18 protein-coding genes are annotated in these 17,637 nt (G+C 69.4%); 10 read left to right on the top strand and 8 right to left on the bottom strand.

Going from position 1 to position 17,637, the window contains the following annotated elements:
• Positions 1–25: 25 nt before the first annotated feature.
• The 7 genes from HNR28_RS04695 to HNR28_RS04665 all read left to right on the top strand — a co-directional run bounded on the left by HNR28_RS04695 (position 26) and on the right by HNR28_RS04665 (position 7,174).
• Positions 26–1,024, top strand: coding sequence for an NAD(P)H-quinone oxidoreductase (locus HNR28_RS04695; protein WP_043681290.1), 999 nt, complete (start codon positions 26–28; stop codon positions 1,022–1,024).
• Entirely contained in the window at positions 1,014–1,778 is a 765-nt protein-coding gene (locus HNR28_RS04690) for an SDR family oxidoreductase (RefSeq protein WP_043681293.1), read from the top strand. Before HNR28_RS04695 ends, HNR28_RS04690 begins: the two co-directional genes overlap by 11 nt.
• Before the next feature lie 63 nt (positions 1,779–1,841).
• Complete coding sequence (locus HNR28_RS04685; protein WP_151025260.1) at positions 1,842–2,624, top strand: shikimate dehydrogenase family protein; 783 nt, start codon at positions 1,842–1,844, stop codon at positions 2,622–2,624.
• Positions 2,625–2,643: 19 nt separating this feature from the next.
• Complete coding sequence (locus HNR28_RS04680; RefSeq protein WP_151025261.1) at positions 2,644–4,248, top strand: GMC family oxidoreductase; 1,605 nt, start codon at positions 2,644–2,646, stop codon at positions 4,246–4,248.
• Positions 4,249–4,322: 74 nt separating this feature from the next.
• Entirely contained in the window at positions 4,323–5,105 is a 783-nt protein-coding gene (locus HNR28_RS04675; RefSeq protein ID WP_151025262.1) for an SDR family oxidoreductase, read from the top strand.
• 104 nt (positions 5,106–5,209) lie between these two features.
• On the top strand, positions 5,210–6,142 hold the full coding sequence (locus tag HNR28_RS04670; protein ID WP_151025265.1) for a 3-hydroxyacyl-CoA dehydrogenase: 933 nt from the start codon (positions 5,210–5,212) through the stop codon (positions 6,140–6,142).
• Positions 6,143–6,241: 99 nt separating this feature from the next.
• On the top strand, positions 6,242–7,174 hold the full coding sequence (locus tag HNR28_RS04665) for a beta-keto acid cleavage family enzyme (protein ID WP_043681307.1): 933 nt from the start codon (positions 6,242–6,244) through the stop codon (positions 7,172–7,174).
• Positions 7,175–7,231: 57 nt separating this feature from the next.
• On the opposite strand, the gene HNR28_RS04660 is transcribed toward HNR28_RS04665, so the two are convergent.
• From HNR28_RS04660 to HNR28_RS04650, 3 genes are all read right to left on the bottom strand, one after another.
• Entirely contained in the window at positions 7,232–8,401 is a 1,170-nt protein-coding gene (locus tag HNR28_RS04660; protein ID WP_151025263.1) for a vWA domain-containing protein, read from the bottom strand.
• Between the two features lie 60 nt (positions 8,402–8,461).
• The gene (locus tag HNR28_RS04655; RefSeq protein ID WP_151025264.1) at positions 8,462–9,076 is read right to left on the bottom strand and encodes a GNAT family N-acetyltransferase; all 615 of its coding nucleotides are present in this window, start codon (positions 9,074–9,076) and stop codon (positions 8,462–8,464) included.
• Between the two features lie 86 nt (positions 9,077–9,162).
• Complete coding sequence (locus HNR28_RS04650) at positions 9,163–10,026, bottom strand: AAA family ATPase (RefSeq protein ID WP_043681318.1); 864 nt, start codon at positions 10,024–10,026, stop codon at positions 9,163–9,165.
• A gap of 260 nt (positions 10,027–10,286) precedes the next feature.
• Here HNR28_RS04650 and HNR28_RS04645 point away from each other — a divergent pair, with 260 nt between their 5' ends.
• Together HNR28_RS04645 and HNR28_RS04640 are read left to right on the top strand one after the other, a co-directional pair.
• Positions 10,287–10,643 (top strand): c-type cytochrome, encoded by a 357-nt coding sequence (locus HNR28_RS04645; RefSeq protein WP_052355651.1) that lies wholly within the window; start codon positions 10,287–10,289, stop codon positions 10,641–10,643.
• 17 nt (positions 10,644–10,660) lie between these two features.
• Entirely contained in the window at positions 10,661–11,017 is a 357-nt protein-coding gene (locus HNR28_RS04640) for a c-type cytochrome (protein WP_151025347.1), read from the top strand.
• Between the two features lie 199 nt (positions 11,018–11,216).
• On the opposite strand, the gene HNR28_RS04635 is transcribed toward HNR28_RS04640, so the two are convergent.
• Positions 11,217–11,648 (bottom strand): DUF1841 family protein, encoded by a 432-nt coding sequence (locus HNR28_RS04635; RefSeq protein WP_043686103.1) that lies wholly within the window; start codon positions 11,646–11,648, stop codon positions 11,217–11,219.
• A 181-nt stretch (positions 11,649–11,829) separates the two neighbouring features.
• Between HNR28_RS04635 and icd the strand changes: the two genes are divergently transcribed.
• Positions 11,830–13,086, top strand: coding sequence for an NADP-dependent isocitrate dehydrogenase (gene icd, locus HNR28_RS04630; protein ID WP_043681324.1), 1,257 nt, complete (start codon positions 11,830–11,832; stop codon positions 13,084–13,086).
• 258 nt (positions 13,087–13,344) lie between these two features.
• On the opposite strand, the gene HNR28_RS04625 is transcribed toward icd, so the two are convergent.
• The 4 genes from HNR28_RS04625 to HNR28_RS04610 form a co-directional block, all read right to left on the bottom strand.
• Positions 13,345–13,635: a hypothetical protein gene (locus tag HNR28_RS04625; RefSeq protein WP_043681327.1), complete on the bottom strand. Its 291-nt coding sequence runs from the start codon at positions 13,633–13,635 to the stop codon at positions 13,345–13,347.
• Between the two features lie 220 nt (positions 13,636–13,855).
• Complete coding sequence (locus HNR28_RS04620) at positions 13,856–15,139, bottom strand: cytochrome c (RefSeq protein ID WP_043681333.1); 1,284 nt, start codon at positions 15,137–15,139, stop codon at positions 13,856–13,858.
• A gap of 13 nt (positions 15,140–15,152) precedes the next feature.
• A complete protein-coding gene (locus tag HNR28_RS04615) occupies positions 15,153–16,916 on the bottom strand; it encodes a GMC family oxidoreductase (protein ID WP_043681336.1) in 1,764 nt (587 codons plus the stop codon).
• A 10-nt stretch (positions 16,917–16,926) separates the two neighbouring features.
• Positions 16,927–17,622: a gluconate 2-dehydrogenase subunit 3 family protein gene (locus HNR28_RS04610; RefSeq protein ID WP_151025346.1), complete on the bottom strand. Its 696-nt coding sequence runs from the start codon at positions 17,620–17,622 to the stop codon at positions 16,927–16,929.
• Between the last annotated feature and the right edge of the window lie 15 nt (positions 17,623–17,637).

Here is a 17,637-nt window from a genome sequence, read left to right as displayed (position 1 = left end):
CGGAAAAGAGCGTGGGGGAGAGACGATGAAACTGATCGATCATGGCAAGGGCGGCGATGCTTCCTCGCTGCGCGTGGTCGAGGCCCCGGTGCCCGAGCCGGCGCCCGGCCAGGTCTCGATCGCGGTCCAGTATGCCGGCGTCAACCGGCCCGACATCCTGCAGCGTTCGGGCTCCTATCCGCCGCCGGCCGATGCCTCGCCCTACCTGGGACTGGAAGTCTCCGGGCGCGTCGCGGCGGTGGGCGAGGGGGTGACGCGGTGGAAGGCCGGGGATCCGGTCTGCGCCCTGACGCCCGGCGGCGGCTATGCCGAATACTGCGTGGTCGACGCGGGGCACTGCCTGCCCGTGCCCCGCGGGCTGGACATGATCCAGGCGAGCGCCCTGCCGGAAAACTATTTCACGGTCTGGACCAATGTCTTCCAGCGCGGCCGGCTGCGGGACAACGAGACGATCCTGGTCCATGGCGGCTCCAGCGGCATCGGCCTGACGGCCATCCAGCTTGCCCGGGCGTTCGGCGCGCGCGTGTTCACCACCGTGGGCAACGCGGACAAGGCCGCCGCCTGCCGCCGCTTCGGCGCCGAGGCGGCCATCGACTACCGCACGCAGGACTTCGTCGCGGAAATCGAGGCGCTGACGGACGGCCGCGGCGTGGACATGATCCTGGACATGGTGGGGGGCGGCTACATCGCGCGCAACATCCGGTGCCTGGCCCTGGAAGGGCGGCTGGTGCAGATCGCCTTCCTGCAGGGCAGCAGGACGGAATTCGACTTCATGCCGGTGATGCTGCGGCGCCTGACGATCACCGGCTCCACCCTGCGGGCCCGCTCGGTGGCGCAGAAGACGGCGCTCGCCGCCGACGTCGAGGCGCACGTCTGGCCCCTGCTGGCGCAGGGCCGCTGCCTGCCCGTCATCCATCGCGTCTTTCCGCTGGACGAGGTGCAGGAAGCGCATCGCCTGATGGAAAGCAGCCGGCATATCGGCAAGATCATCCTGGAAGTCGGAGGAGACCGCCATGCGGCATGAGGGACGAGTCGTGATCGTGACGGGGGCCCTGGGTGGGATCGGCAGCGCCCTAGTCGAGCGCTATCTGCTCGAAGGGGCCCGCGTCGGCCTGATCGACCTGGACGAGGCGCGCGGCCAGGCCGCGGCGCAGGCCTGGCGCCGGCAGGGGCATGCGGTGGCCTTCGCCGCCGCCGACGTCGGCCGGTATGCCGCCTGCGCCCAGGCCGTGGACCGGATCCGCGCCGAACTGGGCGAGGTCGATACCCTGGTCAACAACGCGGGGATTTCCCCCAAGCACGACGGCGCGCCGTCGGCCGTGCAGGCGATGGACCCCGCCGAATGGGACCGGGTGGTGGGCGTCAACCTCAGCAGCGCCTTCTATCTCACGAAACTGCTGGCGCCCGGGATGATCGGGCGCGGGTTCGGCCGCATCGTGTCCATGTCCTCGGTGGCCGGCAAGGCCGCGATCAGCCGCATCGTCGGGGTGCACTACAGCGCCACCAAGGCGGCGCTCATCGGTTTCACGCGGCACGTCGCCGAGGAACTGGGGCCGCATGGCATCACCGTCAACGCGCTGGCGCCGGGGCGGATCAGCACCCCCTTGCTGGCGACCGTCGCCGATGACGCCAACCAGGCGGTCATCCGCGAGACCGCCCTGCGCCGGCTGGGCACGCCCGGCGAGGTCGCCGACGTGTGCGCCTTCCTGACCTCCCACGAGGCCGCCTTCGTGACCGGCCAGGTCGTCGACGTGGCGGGCGGCTGGCTGATGACCTGAAACCTGTCGGCGTCCCGCGGGACGCAGCGGCCGGAGCGGCCGCCCGATCAACAGGGGAGACACATGATTACCGGAAACACCAGACTGTTCGCCATCATCGCCGATCCGATCGCGCAGGTGCGCACGCCGCAGGTGCTCAACGCCTATTTCCAGAGCCAGGACCTGGACGCCGTCCTGGTGCCGGTGCACGTGCCGGCCGAAGGCCTGGCGGAGGTGATCGCCGGCTTTCGCCGCATGAAGAACCTGGGCGGCTTCATCGTGACGGTGCCGCACAAGATCCAGGTGGCGGCGCTGTGCGACGAACTGGGCCCGGCGGCGCGCGCCACGGGCTCCGTCAACACCGTGCGCCGCGAGGCCGACGGCCGCCTGGCCGGCGACATGTTCGACGGGGCCGGCTTCGTCCAGGGCCTGCGTACGCAGGGACACGATCCGGCGGGCAAGCGGCTGCTGCTGCTGGGGGCGGGCGGCGCGGCGGGCGCCATCGCCTTTTCCCTGGTCGAGGCCGGCGCCGCCCGGCTCGTCATCGCCAACCGGACGCTCGCCAAGGCGCAGGCCATCGTCCAGCGCCTGCGGCAGGCCTTTCCGCACGCCGACGTCCGGGCGGGCACGGCCGACCCCCGGGAATGCGACATGGTCGTCAATGCGACCACCCTGGGCATGCGGGCGGAAGATCCCCTGCCGCTGGATGCGGAGCTGCTGCGGCCGGAGACGGTCGTGGCCGAGATCATCATGAAGCCCGAGCTGACCCCGCTCCTGGCCGAGGCGCACAAGCAGGGCTGCCCCATCCATTACGGCCGCCACATGCTCGACGAGCAGGTGCGGCTGATGGCCCGTTTCATGCTTTGACGACCGGAGACGGGCCGCCATGCAGGAGGAGTTCGACTACGTCATCGTCGGGGCGGGTGCCGCGGGCTGCATCCTGGCCGACCGCCTGACGGCCTGCGGCCGGCACTCGGTGCTGCTGCTGGAGGCCGGCGGCGAGGGCCGCGACTTCTGGATCCCGATCCCGGCCGGCTTCAGCCGGCTGCTGGTCGATCCCCGCTTCAACTGGCGCTTCGAGACCACGCCCGAGCCCAATACGCTGGACCGGGTCATCGCCGTGCCGCGCGGCAAGGGCCTGGGCGGCTCGACGCTCATCAACGGCATGATCTACGTCCGCGGCCAGCCAGCCGACTACGACCGCTGGCAGTCGCTGGGCGCCGACGGCTGGGGCTGGCGTGACGTCGAGCCCTATTTCCGCAAGCTGGAACGGTATGCCGGCGGCGGCGAGGCGCGCGGCCACGAAGGACCGATGCACCTCACCCAGGTGGCGGAGCGGCATGCGCTCGCCGACGCGCTGCTGGCCGCGGCCGCGCAGGCCGGCCAGCCCTTCAATCCGGACTACAACGGCCCCAGCCAGGAAGGCTTCGGCTACTACCAGGTCCTGCAGCACCGCGGCCGGCGCTGGAGCGTCGTGGACGGCTACCTGAACCGGGCCCGGCGCCGCCCGAACCTGAGCGTGCGCACCGGCGCCCACGTGCTGCGCGTCGATCTCGACGAAAACGGCCGGCGCTGCGTCGGCGTGACGTACCGGCGGGGCGCCGCCGACGTGCGGGTGCGGGCCCGGGCCGAGGTCGTCCTGGCGGCCGGCGCGGTCCAGTCGCCCCAGATCCTGGAGCTGTCGGGCATCGGCGACCCGCGCGTGCTGGCATCGATCGGCGTGCCGCCGCGCCATGCGCTGCCGGCCGTGGGCGAAAACTACATCGACCATTTCTGCACGCGCATGAACTGGCGCGTGAAGGACGCGCGCACGCTCAATGAGCTGACCCGGGGATGGCGCCTCGGCCTGGCGGTGTCCGAATACTTCGCGCGCCGCACCGGGATCCTGACCCTCGGCACCGGCCTGGTGTTCGGCTTCGCCAGGAGCCGGCCCGAACTGCCCGCCCCCGACGTGCAGTACTTCTTCATGCATGCCAGCTATGCCAATGCGGCCGAGCGCAGGCTCGACCGCCTGCCGGGCATGACCCTGGGCGTGGCCCAGCTGCGGCCGCGCTCGGCCGGCAGCATCCATGCGCGCAGCGCGGACCCGTTCTCGGGCCCGGACATCCGGCCCAACTTCCTGGATGCCGAGGAAGACCAGGAAAGCCTGATCGGCGGAATGCGCCTGGCGCGCCGCATCATGGGCCAGCCGGCCATGGCGCGCTACGTGGAGCGGGAAATCAGCCCGGGCACGGCGACGCGGACGCGCGCGCAGTGGCTGCGGTTCGCCCGGGAGAACGGCCAGACGATCTATCACCCGATCGGCACCTGCCGCATGGGCGCGGACGCATCGGCGGTCGTCGATCCGCGCCTGCGCGTCCATGGGATCGCGGGCCTGCGGGTGGTGGACGCCTCCGTGATCCCGGCCATGGTGTCGGGCAACACGCAGGCCGCCGTCATGATGGTGGCCGAGAAGGGCGCCGACCTGATCCTGGCGGACGGCGCCGGGTGACGCTTCCCCGTCCGCCGGGCGCCCCAGCGGGGTTCGTCCGGCGGGCGGACATCCACTCTTTTTCAAGGAATGCCATGTTCGAGAACATCAGCATGAAGGACAAAAAGGTCCTGATCACGGCGGGCGCCAGCGGCCTGGGGCTGGAAATGGCGCGGGTCTTCGCCGCGGAGGGCGCGCGGGTCTTCCTCTGCGACGTGGACGAGGCCGCGCTGGCGGCCGTGCGCCGGGAGCTGCCGGCGGCGGGCACGGTCGTGGCCGACGTGTCCGACGAGGACAGCGTGGCCGCGCTGTTCGACGCCGGCCGGGCGTTCCTGGGCGGGCTCGACGTGCTCGTCAACAATGCCGGCATCGCCGGCCCCACCGGCGCGGTCGAGACGATCAGCCGTGCCGACTGGGACCGGACGCTCGCGGTGAACATCACCGGGCAGTTCCTGTGCGCGCGGCGGGCCATCCCCCTGCTGCGCCAGTCCCCGGCCGGCGTCATCCTCAATCTGTCGTCGGCGGCCGGCCACCTCGGCTTCGCCGGCCGGTCGGCCTACGCGGCCTCCAAATGGGCCGTGGTGGGCTTCACCAAGACGCTGGCGATCGAACTGGGCAAGGACGGCATCCGCGTCAACGCCATCCTGCCCGGGGCGGTCGAAGGCCCCCGCATCCGGGCGGTGATCGAAGCCAAGGCGAAGATCCTGGGCCGGCCGGTGGAGGAGATCGCCGCCCGGTATGAGAACCAGGCTTCCCTGGGCCGCATGGTCACGGCGCGCGACATCGCCAACATGGCGCTGTTCGCCGCCAGCGGGGCGGCGGCGGGCGTCAGCGGCCAGACGCTGGTGGTGGACGGCCATACCCAGCAGCTCGTCTGAGCCGGGACGGCCGCGCGCGCCGGGCGGGCCTTCGCGCCGCCGGCGCCCGGCCGGGCGGGCCGCCGCGGAAGCGGGGCGGCCAGATGAATCGAGGAGACAGCATGATGAAAGTGGCGGTGGTGGGCGCGGGGCTCATCGGGCAGGCCTGGGCGATCGTCTTTGCGCGGGGCGGCTGCGAGGTCGGCCTCTGGGATGGCGATCCGCAGGCCTCGGCGCGCGCCCTGCGCCTGATCGCCGAGCTGGCGGAGCTGCTGCAGGACAAGGGCCTGCTGGACGATGCCGCCGGGGCGATGGCCCGCATCCGTCGGGAAACGGCGCTGGAGCAGGCGCTGGCGGATGCGGCGTACGTGCAGGAAAACCTGCCCGAGCGCCTGGAGGTCAAGCAGGAGATCTTCGCCCGGATGGACGCGCTGGCCGCCCCCGGCACCGTGCTGGCCAGTTCCAGCTCCAGCATCGCCGCCTCGCGGTTCACCGGCGGACTGGCGGGGCGCGCCCGCTGCCTGGTGGCGCATCCGGTCAATCCTCCCTATCTGGTGCCGGTGGTGGAACTGTGCGGCGCGCCCTGGACCAGCCCGCAGGCGCTGGACGACGCGCAGCGGCTGATGGCCGGCATCGGCCAGAAGCCCGTGCGGGTGCGGCGGGAAATCGAGGGCTTCATCCTCAACCGCCTGCAGGGCGCCCTGCTGCGCGAAGCCTTCCGGCTGGTGGAGGGCGGCTACGTCGATGCCGAGGACCTGGATGCGACTGTCAAGGACGGCCTGGGCCTGCGCTGGTCCTTCATGGGGCCGTTCGAGACCATCGACCTGAACGCGCCCGCCGGCATCCGGGACTACTGCCGGCGCTACGGCGGCCTGTTCGAGTCCATCGCGCGCGAGCAGACGGACACCGGGCCGTGGTCCGAAGCCCTGATCGACACCCTGGAAGCGCAGCGCCGCCGGCTGCTGCCGGCCGATGGGCTGGAGGCGCGGCGCCTCTGGCGCGACGCGCGCCTGATGGAGCTCGCGCTGCACAAGCGGCGGACGGCGCGGGACGCCTGAACGGCTTTCCGCCGATTCCCATCGGTTTCCACCGTTTTCCACCGATTTCCACGCCGCCGCGAGACGATCCGGCGGCCCATCCCCTGGAGGCACATCACCATGGCCAGCAAGAAGAAAGTGATCATCACCTGCGCCGTCACCGGCGCCATCCATACGCCCAGCATGTCGCCGCACCTGCCGGTCACGGCCGACGAGATCGCGCAGGCGGGCATCGCCGCCGCCGAGGCGGGCGCCGCCATCCTGCACCTGCATGCGCGCGACCCGAAGGACGGCCGCCCGACCCAGGATCCGGCGTACTTCCGCCCCTTCCTGGAGCGGATCAAGGCGGCCACCGATGCCGTCATCAACATCACCACCGGCGGCAGCCCGACCATGACGGTCGAGGACCGCATGCGTCCGGCGATGGCCTTCAAGCCGGAAGTCGCGTCGCTGAACATGGGTTCGATGAACTTCGGGCTGTTTCCGATGCTGAACCGGTTCAAGGAATTCCAGCACGACTGGGAGCGCGAATACCTGGAAAACAGCCGCGACCTGATCTTCAAGAACACCTACCAGGACATCGAGACGATCCTGCGCAGGGGCGGCGAGAACGGCACGCGCTTCGAGTTCGAGTGCTACGACATCAGCCACCTGTACAACCTGGCGCACTTCATGGATCGCGGGCTGGTGCAGAGCCCCCCGTTCATCCAGTCGGTGTTCGGCATCCTGGGCGGCATCGGCCCGAACCCCGAGGACCTGATGCACATGCGCCGCACGGCCGACCGCCTGTTCGGCGAGGACTACCAGTGGTCCATCCTGGGCGCGGGGCGCAACCAGATTCCGCTCGCCACCATGGGGGCGGCGATGGGCGCGAACGTGCGCGTCGGCCTGGAGGATTCCCTGTGGATCGAGCCGGGGCGGCTGGCCTCGTCCAATGCCGAGCAGGTCCGCCGGATCCGCATCATCCTGGAGGCGCTGAACCTGGAAGTGGCCACGCCCGACGAGGCCCGCGCCATCCTGCACCTCAAGGGCGGCGACCAGGTCGGCTTCTGACCGGGGTTTTCGATCGGGGCGGGCGCGCGTCGCGGGCGGGGCTGCGCCCGCCCCGGTTCACTTCGACAGCAGCCGCATGGCCTGCTCCAGGCCGTCCATCGTCATGCCGAACATGCGCTCGTGCATCAGTTCCTTGACCAGGGCGATGGACTGGCGGTACTGCCAGGACCCGGACGGCTCCGGGTTCAGCCAGACGGCATGCGGCCAGTGCGCCAGGATGCGCTGCAGCCAGGCGGCGCCGGCCTCCTCGTTGTGGTGCTCGATCGAGCCGCCGGGGTACAGCAGCTCGTAGGGGCTCATGGACGCGTCGCCCACCAGGATCAGGCGCCAGTCCTCGCCGTAGGTGCGCAGCAGGTCCCAGGTCTCGATGCGCTCGCCGTGGCGCCGGCTGTTGTGGCGCCAGACGGATTCGTAGGGGCAGTTGTGGAAGTAATAGACTTCCAGGTGGCGGAATTCGCTGCGCGCGGCGGAGAACAGCGATTCGATGCGGGCGACGTGGTCGTCCATGCTGCCGCCCACGTCCAGCAGCATCAGGACCTTGACCGCGTTGTGGCGCTCGGGCACCCAGTGCAGGTCCAGCATCCCGGCCTGCTCGGCGGTGCCGCGGATGGTGCCGGGCATGTCCAGCTCCAGCGCCGCGCCCTGGCGGGCGAAGCGCCGCAGGCGCCGCAGCGCCATCTTGAAGTTGCGCGTGCCCAGGGTCTGCTGGTCGTCGTAGTCGCGGTAGTCGCGCCGTTCCCAGACCTTGACGGCGGTGCGGTTGCCGGCCGAGGGGCCGCCGATGCGGATGCCTTCGGGGTGATAGCCGCCGTGGCCGAAGGGCGACGAGCCCCCGGTGCCGATCCATTTGCTGCCGCCCGCGTGGCGTTCCTTCTGTTCGGCCAGGCGTTCGCGGAACATCTCCATCAGCCGGTCCCAGCCGTGCCTTTCCAGGGCCGCCTTTTCCTCGTCGCTGAGCTGCTTGCGGAAGGTCTGCACGAGCCAGTCCGGCGGCACGTCGGGGCCGCCGGCGCGCGCCTGGAGGCGGCCGATGAAGGCGGCGAAGACGCGGTCGTAGCGGTCGTAGCGGGTCTCGTCCTTGACCAGCGCCAGGCGCGCCAGGTGGTAGAACTCTTCCGTGCTGGCGGGCGCGGCGGGGCTGCACAGCAGCTCCAGCAGGCTCAGGTATTCCCGGATGGAGACCGGGATGCCGGCGGCGCGCAACTGGGTGAAGAAATCGGTCAGCATGGCCAGGAAGAGGGGAATGGACGTTCGGCGGGAAGGGGATTCAGGCGTGCGGGCGTGGGTTCAGGCGCGCGGGCGGCGCAGCTGGTAGAGCAGGTGGGCGCGGACCTCGGGCCATTCGCCCGCCAGCAGGCTGTACATGACGGTGTCGCGCACGGTGCCGTCGCGGCGCGGCGCGTGGTGGCGGATCACGCCGTCGCGGTGCGCGCCCAGGCGCTCGATGGCGCGCTGGGAGGCGTGGTTGTAGTTGTCGGTGCGCCAGCCCACCACGGCGGCACCCAGGGACTCGAAGGCGTGTTCGAGCAGCAGCAGCTTGCAGGCGGTGTTGACATGGGTGCGCTGATGCGAGCGGCCGTACCAGGTGTAGCCGATCTCCAGCCGCGCGACCGCCGGCACGATGTCGTGATAGCGCGTGGTGCCCAGCAGGGCGCCGCCGGCGGCGTCGGTGACGGCGAAGGGCAGCATGTGGCCCTCGTCCCGGCCCCGCAGGGCCTGGGCGATGTAGGCCTCGGTCTGGTCGGGCTCGGGGACCGAGGTGACGCGCAGGTTCCAGAGCGCGCCGTCGGCGGCGGCGGCGCGCAGGCCGGCGGCGTGTTCCGGGGCCAGCGGGACCAGGCGCACGCCGTGGCCTTCCAGGGTGACGGGACGGGGTGTTTGCTTGAAGCCGGAGGTGCTCATGGGTCGGTCCGGTGAAGTGGGGGTCGGGAAGGGCGCCGCGGCGTGCGGCCGGCGCGGCGGACGGGCGGCCGCGCCGGCGGCGGCCGTCAGCGGACGCCGCGCTGCGTCAGGGTGGCCAGGCGCCGCAGCAGGTTCAGGTCCTGTTCGTTTTTCAGCAGGGCGCCGGCCAGCGGCGGCACGTCGCCCCGCGCCAGGCTGTCGGGCGCCACGGATTCGGCCAGCAGCAGGTGCAGCCAGTCGAGGAATTCCGAGGTCGAGGGGCGCTTCTTCAGCCCCGGGACTTCGCGCAGGCGGAAGAACGCGTCCAGGGCCGCGCCCAGCACGTCGGCGCGCAGGTCCGGGAAATGGACGGCCACGATGTCGCTCAGGGTCTGGCGGTCGGGAAATTCGATGTAGTGGAAGAAACAGCGCCGCAGGAACGCGTCGGGCAGGTCCTTCTCGTTGTTCGAGGTGATGATGATCAGGGGCTTGTGGCGCGCGTGGACGGTCTGGCGCGTCTCGTAGACGTGGAATTCCATGCGGTCCAGCTCGCGCAGCAGGTCGTTGGGGAATTCGATGTCGGCCTTGTCGATCTCGTCGATCAGCACCACGCAGGGCTGCTCCGACTCGAAGGCCTGCCACAGCACGCCCTGCACGATGTAGTTGCGGATGTCGTGCACGGCGGCCTCGCCCAGCTGGGAATCGCGCAGGCGCGAGACCGCGTCGTATTCGTACAGGCCCTGCTGCGCCTTGGTCGTGGACTTGATGTGCCATTGCAGCAGGGGCCGGCCCAGGGCGCGGGCGACTTCTTCGGCCAGCAGGGTCTTGCCGGTGCCGGGTTCGCCCTTGACCAGCAGCGGGCGCTGCAGCGCCAGGGCGGCATTGACGGCGGTCTTCAGGGAGTCTGTGGCGACGTAGCGGTCGGTGCCGTCGAAACGGCCGTTCGGAGCGGAGGCGGGCGTGCGGTTCATGGAAGCGGAAAGGGAGGCGCGGGAAGGACGGGAGACGTGGGGGATGGCCGGGAGGACGGATTGATCGGGATGATGGGTTGAACGTGAGTTGAACGGATGGGTGGACCGACCGGGACGGCGGGCTGACCGGGATATTATGAGCTTGAAAGTTTCAAGCCTGACCGTATCGGAGCAATTATCGTACAATCGACTTGCCTCATCGGCCCGGCAGGAGGCTGGCCGATGCCGACACAATATGAATCAGAGAGACAAGAGGCCATATGAAGTCGCGAGCAATGCTTGATCGTGGGTTGGGGGCCGCCGTGGTGGCGGCGTCCTGTCTGCTGGCCGGCCCGGCCCTGGCGGCCGACCCGCCCGCCGTTCAGGGCAATGTGCAGGCTGGCGCCCAGAAGGTTTCCATGTGCATCGGCTGCCATGGAATCCCGGGCTACAAGGCGGCCTATCCGGAGTTGTACCACGTCCCCATGATCGCCGGTCAGAACGCGCCCTACATCGTGGCGGCGCTGAAGGAATACGCCAGCGGCGCGCGTTCCTTCCCGACCATGGACGCCATCGCGCGGTCCCTGTCCGAGCAGGACATGGCCGACGTCGCGGCCTACTATTCCAGTCTCAAGTGATCCGGGGGGACACCATCATGCGTACATTGTGGATTGCCCTGCTGGGTCTCGGCCTGACGGCCACCGGCGCGCGCGCGGCCGACCTGCAGGCCGGCAAGGCCGCCTTCGAGAAATACACCTGCGTCTCCTGCCACGGGGCCGACGCCAAGACCCCGCTGCAGCCCGACTATCCGATCCTGGCCGGCCAGCATCCGGACTATCTGGCCCATGCCCTGACTTCCTACCAGCGCGGCCAGGCGGGGGCGCCGGCCTCGGCCAACGTGCGCAAGAACGCCATCATGGGCGCCATGGCCACGCAACTGTCGGCCGCCGACATCGAGAACATTTCCGCCTGGCTGTCGGTCCAGCCCTCGCCGCTGGCCGTGCGCAAGTAGCGCGCGGCGTCCTTTCGCCGAACGCCCGCCCGGCCCGCGCGCCCGGCGGGCGTTTCTTTGTTGGGAGCGGCGCCTTGCCGGGACGTTTGTATCTTCGTCCCGAGCGCTTTTTCGTCCGGGTTGCGGCCGGGTTTCGTCCGGGGCAGGGCGGGCAGGGCGGGTGGCGCGCCGCCGGGGCGGATGCGGGCCGTTCTTCCTGTCAGCGGTCGTGCGTGGCGTGGCGCCGGATCAGGTCCAGGTAGCGTTCGTTGTCCAGCGGCTTGCCCAGCCGCTGGGCTTCCCAGACGACCTCGCCCAGGGCTTCCATGATGACGTGGGCCGCCTCGTGTTCGTCGTGGCTGCGCAACAGGGCATTCCAGGCGGCCCGGATGCCGGGCGGGTGGTCGATCGACAGCTGCTCCTGGATCGCCAGGTGCATCGACAGGTGCAGGAAGGGGTTGGTGCGGCCGGCCTCGACCGTATAGTCGCGTTCGGCGGCGTCGGGGTCCTGCAGGTCGGCGTGGTATTCGGGGTGGCGTTCGATCAGGTCGGCGGCCATGGTCTCCAGCGGCGTCAGCACCCCGCCTTCGCGGCGCTTGCGCCAGGCGTCGGTGAAGAACGCGCGGACCTGTTCCTTGGAGGGATTGAACATGAGGGTGTGGAAAAGACGGGCCGGATCGTCCATTTTAACCCGCCGATTCGGGTATTTCCGGGGTGCCGGCCGGTAGAATAGGAGGGAAAGGCCGCCTGCCGGCAGCCAGTTTACGCTAAACTCTTATATAAGACTGATTCCCTTTCTCTTGCACAACAAACCCAGCAACACTGGAGCACCCATGTCCTATCAGCACATCAAGGTCCCGGCCGGCGGACAGAAGATCACGGTCAACGCCGATTTCTCCCTGAACATCCCCGATGAGCCCATCGTTCCCTACATCGAGGGCGACGGCACGGGCCAGGACATCACCCCGGTGATGCTGAAGGTCGTGGACGCCGCGGTCGCCAAGGCCTACGGCGGCAAGCGCAAGATCCACTGGATGGAAGTCTACGCCGGCGAGAAATCCACCCGGATCTACGGCCCGGACGTCTGGCTGCCCGAGGAAACCCTGGAAGCCGTGCGCGAGTACGTCGTCTCCATCAAGGGCCCGCTGACCACCCCGGTGGGCGGCGGCATCCGTTCGCTGAACGTGGCCCTGCGCCAGGAACTGGACCTGTACGTCTGCCTGCGCCCGGTGCGCTACTTCAAGGGCGTGCCCTCGCCCGTGCGCGAGCCGGAAAAGACCGACATGGTCATCTTCCGCGAAAACTCCGAGGACATCTACGCCGGCATCGAATTCGAGGCCGAATCCGACAAGGCCCGCCAGCTCATCGAATTCCTGCAGGACAAGCTGGGCGTCAAGAAGATCCGTTTCCCCGGCACCTCCGGCATCGGCGTCAAGCCCGTGTCGCGCGAAGGCACGGAACGCCTGGTGCGCAAGGCCATCCAGTACGCCATCGACAACGACCGCCCGAGCGTCACCCTGGTGCACAAGGGCAACATCATGAAGTTCACCGAAGGCGGCTTCCGCGACTGGGGCTACGCCCTGGCCCAGAAGGAATTCGGCGCCCAGCTGATCGACGGCGGCCCGTGGTGCAAGTTCAAGAACCCCAAGACCGGCCGCGACATCACGGTCAAGGACGTCATCGCCGACGCCTTCCTGCAGCAGATCCTGCTGCGCCCGGCCGAATACGACGTCATCGCCACGCTGAACCTGAACGGCGACTACATCTCCGACGCCCTGGCCGCCCAGGTCGGCGGGATCGGCATCGCCCCGGGCGCCAACCTGTCGGATTCCGTGGCCATGTTTGAAGCCACCCACGGCACCGCGCCGAAATACGCCGGCAAGGACTACGTCAACCCGGGTTCGGAGATCCTGTCCGCCGAAATGATGCTGCGCCACATGGGCTGGACCGAGGCCGCCGACCTGATCATCAGCAGCATGGAAAAATCCATCCTGTCGAAGAAGGTCACCTACGACTTCGCCCGCCTGATGGAAGGCGCGACCCAGGTGTCGTGCTCCGGCTTCGGCCAGGTGATGATCGACAATATGTGATCGATTCCAGCCTTCCAGGCTGGTCGGGATCGGCCCCAGGCCGATCCCTTGAAGTCCAGGAAAGCCCGGCATTCCCTAGGGAACCGGGCTTTTTTGCGTATCCGGCCCTTCTCGGGAAGTGATTCTTTTCTTGGGATTCGTCCCGACAGCACCCGCGCGCCGGATGGCGACGTCCGGTTCGCTTCCGGGCCTGGGTCCGCCGCGCCGGCAGCGGTTGCTCGGCCCGAAGAAGCGGGATGCCGGCGCGGAGCGGGCGGCCTACCGCTCGGCCCGCACCTCGAACCACGCCTCCGTCTCTCCCAGGTTCTGGAACGCATCGCCGCGCGCCCGTCCGGCCGCGGCGATCCAGCGCTTGGCCAGTTCGATGTCCGCCGATGCCATCTCGTTTTCCGGGGTGTCCTCGGCCGTGGTCCAGGCCCGGAAGGCCGCGAGCACGTGCTCCGGCCCGCCCAGGGCGCGTTCCAGTGTCCGGCGGAAGCGCTGTTCGGCGTCCTGCCGGGCGCGTTCGGGAAGATCGGCGGGGGCGTCTTGAAGAGTGATGGTGTACATGGGGGCTCCGTGGCTGATACTGTGAATTTATACAGCCAACACGGCCGGATGAGCAAGGCGGGATGGAGGCCCGTGGACGAGGCGATGGAGCGCCTGTCCCGCCGTGCCAGGGAAGGCGCCGCACGCGGCCTGCGCCGGCAGGCGCCCACCCGCCGGCTTACCCGGCCGGCTCCGGCCCGGCGGAAGCTGGCCCGCCGGGCGGGGGCCGTCCGGGCGCCCCTCAGGGCCGGCTGATCAGCCGCTTGTAGCGCGGTCCGTACTCGTGCACGCTCTCGCGCATGTCCGCGACGGTGTCCGCATCGACGGCCGGAGCCCGGTTGCCCCAGCTGTTGCGCACGTAGGTGAGCACGTCGGCGATCTCCTGGTCGCCGAGCTTCCAGTCGAAGGCGGGCATGGCCAGGCCCGTGGGCAGGGACGGCGGGTCCGCCATGTAGTCGCCGCTCAGGACCACCTGGATCAGGGTCTGCGCATTGGGCGCCTGCACCGAGGACGCGCCGGCCAGGGGCGGGAAGGCGTGAGCCTGGCCCTTGCCGTCGGCCATGTGGCAGCCCATGCACTGGTCGGCGTACAGCGCCTTGCCGCGCTTCATGGCCTGTTCGTCGAGGGTGGCGGCGTCCTTGTCCCCGTCCCCCTTCTCCGCCCGATGGGCCGGGATGTCCTTCAGATAGGCGGCGACGGCCTGCAGGTCGGAATCGCTGAGGTGGCGCGTGGAATTCATCACCACCTCGGTCATCGGGCCGGTGCTGGCGGTGTGGGGATTGGCGCCGGTCTTCAGGTATTCGATGATGTCGCGCTCGGACCAGCCGCCCAGGCCGTCGCGGTGGTTGCCCGTCAGGCCGGGCGCGAACCACCCTTCGCCGGCGTCGCCGCCCTGCAATGCCCGGTCGGAGTCCGTCCCGCCCAGGAAATTCTTCGGCGTGTGACAGGCGGCGCAGTGGCCCGGGCCCTGCACCAGGTAGGCGCCGCGGTTCCAGAGCGTGGACTTGTCCGGATCCGCGGCGTAGGTGCCCGGCTCGAAGAACAGCAGGTTCCAGCCCGCCACCATCTCCCGCCAGCCCAGTGGCCAGATCAGGTCGTTTTCCGGCGGGATGGCGCGCACCGGCTGCAGGGTGTCCAGGTAGGACTTGAGGTCGTCGACGTCCTCCCGGGTCATCTTGGTGAACCAGGGGTAGGGACAGGCCGGATACAGGTACTGCCCGTCCTTGCGCCTGCCCTCGTGCATGGCGCGGTAGAAGTCGTCGCGGCTCCAGTTGCCGATGCCCGTCACGACGTCCGGCGTGATGTTGCTGGAGTAGAGGGTGCCGAAGGGCGTTTCCACCGGGTAGCCGCCGGCGTAGGGCTTACCGCCCTTGGCGGTGTGGCAGGAAATGCAGTCTCCGGCGTTGGCCAGGTACCGTCCGCGCTGGATGTTGGTGAAGTCCGCGCTGTGCAGGTCGGCCGCGCCGGCGGCCGGGACGGCGCAGAGCAGGGCGAGACAGCCCAGGATGGCGTGGTTCTTGCGCATGATGCCTCCCGCGTCAGGCCTGGACCAGGGGTCCGGGCCGTTTCAGGTAGCGCGTGCGTATCGCGTCCGCCGCCCAGAAGGCGAGCGCGCCGACCGTGCCGGTAGGGTTGTAGCCGGGGTTCTGCGGAAAGTTGCAGGCGCCGACGACGAAGACGTTGGGCACGTCCCAGCTCTGCAGGTAGCGGTTGACGACGCTGGTGCGCGGGTCGTCGCCCATGACGGCGCCCCCGGTGTTGTGGGTGGTCTGGTACGGGATGATGCTGTAGGGCGGCTTGCGCTTCTTGACGTTGATCGAGCGCGGCTTCATCGTCCGGGCGATGCCTTCGGCCTTGCCGGTCAGGTAGTCGGACATCCGGTAGTCGTTGGCGTGGAAATCGAAGGTCAGCCGCAGCATGGGGTTGCCGTAGAGGTCCTTGTAGGTCGGATCCAGGTCCAGGTAGGCGTTGCGGTGGCTCACGACGCTGCCGTGGGTCGAGACCGAGGTGCTGTGCAGGTAGTTCTCCGCCATCGCCTTCTTCCATCCGGCGCCCCAGGTGGGCGTGTCCTTGGGCAGGTGGTGCTGCAGGATGGGACGTCCGCCGGTGGTCCACAGCGCGATGTAGCCGCCGCCGATGAAGCCTTCCGGGCCGTGGTCGAAATTGTCGCCGTTGAAGTCGTCGATGGCCTGGCCCAGGGCGCCGGCGCCCATGTACGGGTTCATCAGCTCGTCGACGAAGACCTCCACGGCGGAGGTGATCTGGTAGGCGTAGTTGCGGCCGACCACGCCGGCGCTGCGCGCGGGATCGTAGGGCTTGCCGATGCCCGAGAGCAGCAGCAGGTGAACGTTGTGGTGCGCGAAGGCGCACAGGACGACCAGCTCCGCGGGCTGCTCGAATTCGCGGCCTTCCAGGTCGCGGTACAGTACGCCCTTGGCCTTGGTGCCCGAGCCGTCCAGCACCACGCGCGTGACGTCGCAGCCGGTGCGGTAGGAGAAATTGTCCTTTTTCAGCAGCACCGGCAGGATCGTCGATTGCGGCGAAGCCTTGGAATTGTTGCCGCAGCCGAACCATTCACAGAAGCCGCAGTACGTGCATTGGCCCATCTGCACGCCCAGCGGGTTCAGGTAGGGCCGGGAGGCGTTGGCGGCCGGCCCGGGAAAGGGGTGGTAGCCGAGTTCGCGCGCCGCCTTGTCGAACATCAGCGAGCCGGCGCTGGGCTCCAGCGGAGGCAGCGGGTAGTCGCGCGACCGGTTGCCTTCAAAGGGATTGCCTTCCGGACGGCGCTCGCCCGCCACGTTGGCCGCCTTGCCGGAGACGCCGCACAGGTATTCAAAGCGGTCGTAACAGGACTCCAGCTCGTCGTAGGTGATGCCCCAGTCCTGGATGGTGAGGTCTTCGGGGATGAAGCCGGGGCCGTAGCGCTCCTCGGTATGGGAGCGGATGACGAAATCGTCCGGCAGGAAGCGCCAGGTCTGCCCGTTCCAGTGCACGCCCGCGCCCCCCACGCCGGCGCCGGGCCGGAAGGATCCGAGCTGGCGCATGGGCAGGGCCTTCTGGTCGGGGGTGTTGCGAAAGCTCAGGGTCTCCCGGATGGGGGCCTGGAACATGTGGTTGCGGACCGCGTACTTCAGTTCGTCCTGGATGTGGGTGGTGGCGAAGTCCGGCACCGTGGCGCGGTCCTCGCCGCGCTCCAGGGCCAGCACCTGCAGGCCTTCGTCCGTCAGTTCCTGGGCGATGATGGAGGCGGTCCAGCCGAATCCCACCAGCACCACGTCCACCGGCTTCAGTCGTTTTGCCATCCTGCCTCCTTTACGCGCCGGTGCGCATGCGTGTACCGTCCCGGCCCAGGATGCCGACGGGCGGCAGCGGGTAGGGTTTGCCGTATTGGGTGATTTCCTCGACGTAGTTGTAGCGGGGGCCGGGGAATCCGATCAGCTTCCAGCCGGCGAAGCCGCGGTTGCCGCCGTACATGGGGTCGGACAGGAATCCTTCCTGCGTGTTCTGCCACAGCACGGAAAAGAAGCCCTTGCCGGGAACGCCGTCGAGCTCGATCTTGCCGGCTTCCAGATCGCGCAGCACCTCGTCCTGCTGTTCGGCGGTCAGGTCCGCGAACACGCGGCCGCCGTAGCGCCCGCGGCAGTATTCCTCGATGCCGGCGATGGCGATGCGGTACAGTTCCGCGGGCGTCTGCCTGAGCTGGTAGCCCTGCTGCTCGGTGCCCGCCGCCCAGGGGCCTTCCATGTACCAGCGGTCGGCGCGGCCGTAGGGGCCCGCCAGCTGCAGGTCGATGAACAGCGGGATGGCGGCCTCGATGGCGCCGGGATCGTTCTCGTCGCCCGGAATCAGGCGGGCGGTCGCGGCTTCGATGAAGCGGTATTCGGCGGGCGAGAAGAAGGTCCCGGCGATTCGGGCCGACCTGGTTTCTTCTCGTCCGCAGGCGGGCAGGGCCAGGACCGCGGGCAGCGCCAGCGCGGCCTGGACGAATCTGCGTTTCGTCTCGTCCATGGGTGTCTCCTGAAC

It is taken from the genome of Castellaniella defragrans (assembly GCF_014203015.1).
GTDB lineage: Bacteria > Pseudomonadota > Gammaproteobacteria > Burkholderiales > Burkholderiaceae_B > Castellaniella > Castellaniella defragrans.
Note: the sequence above shows the minus strand (reverse complement) of the source record. Positions and strands in the feature narration are given on the sequence as shown.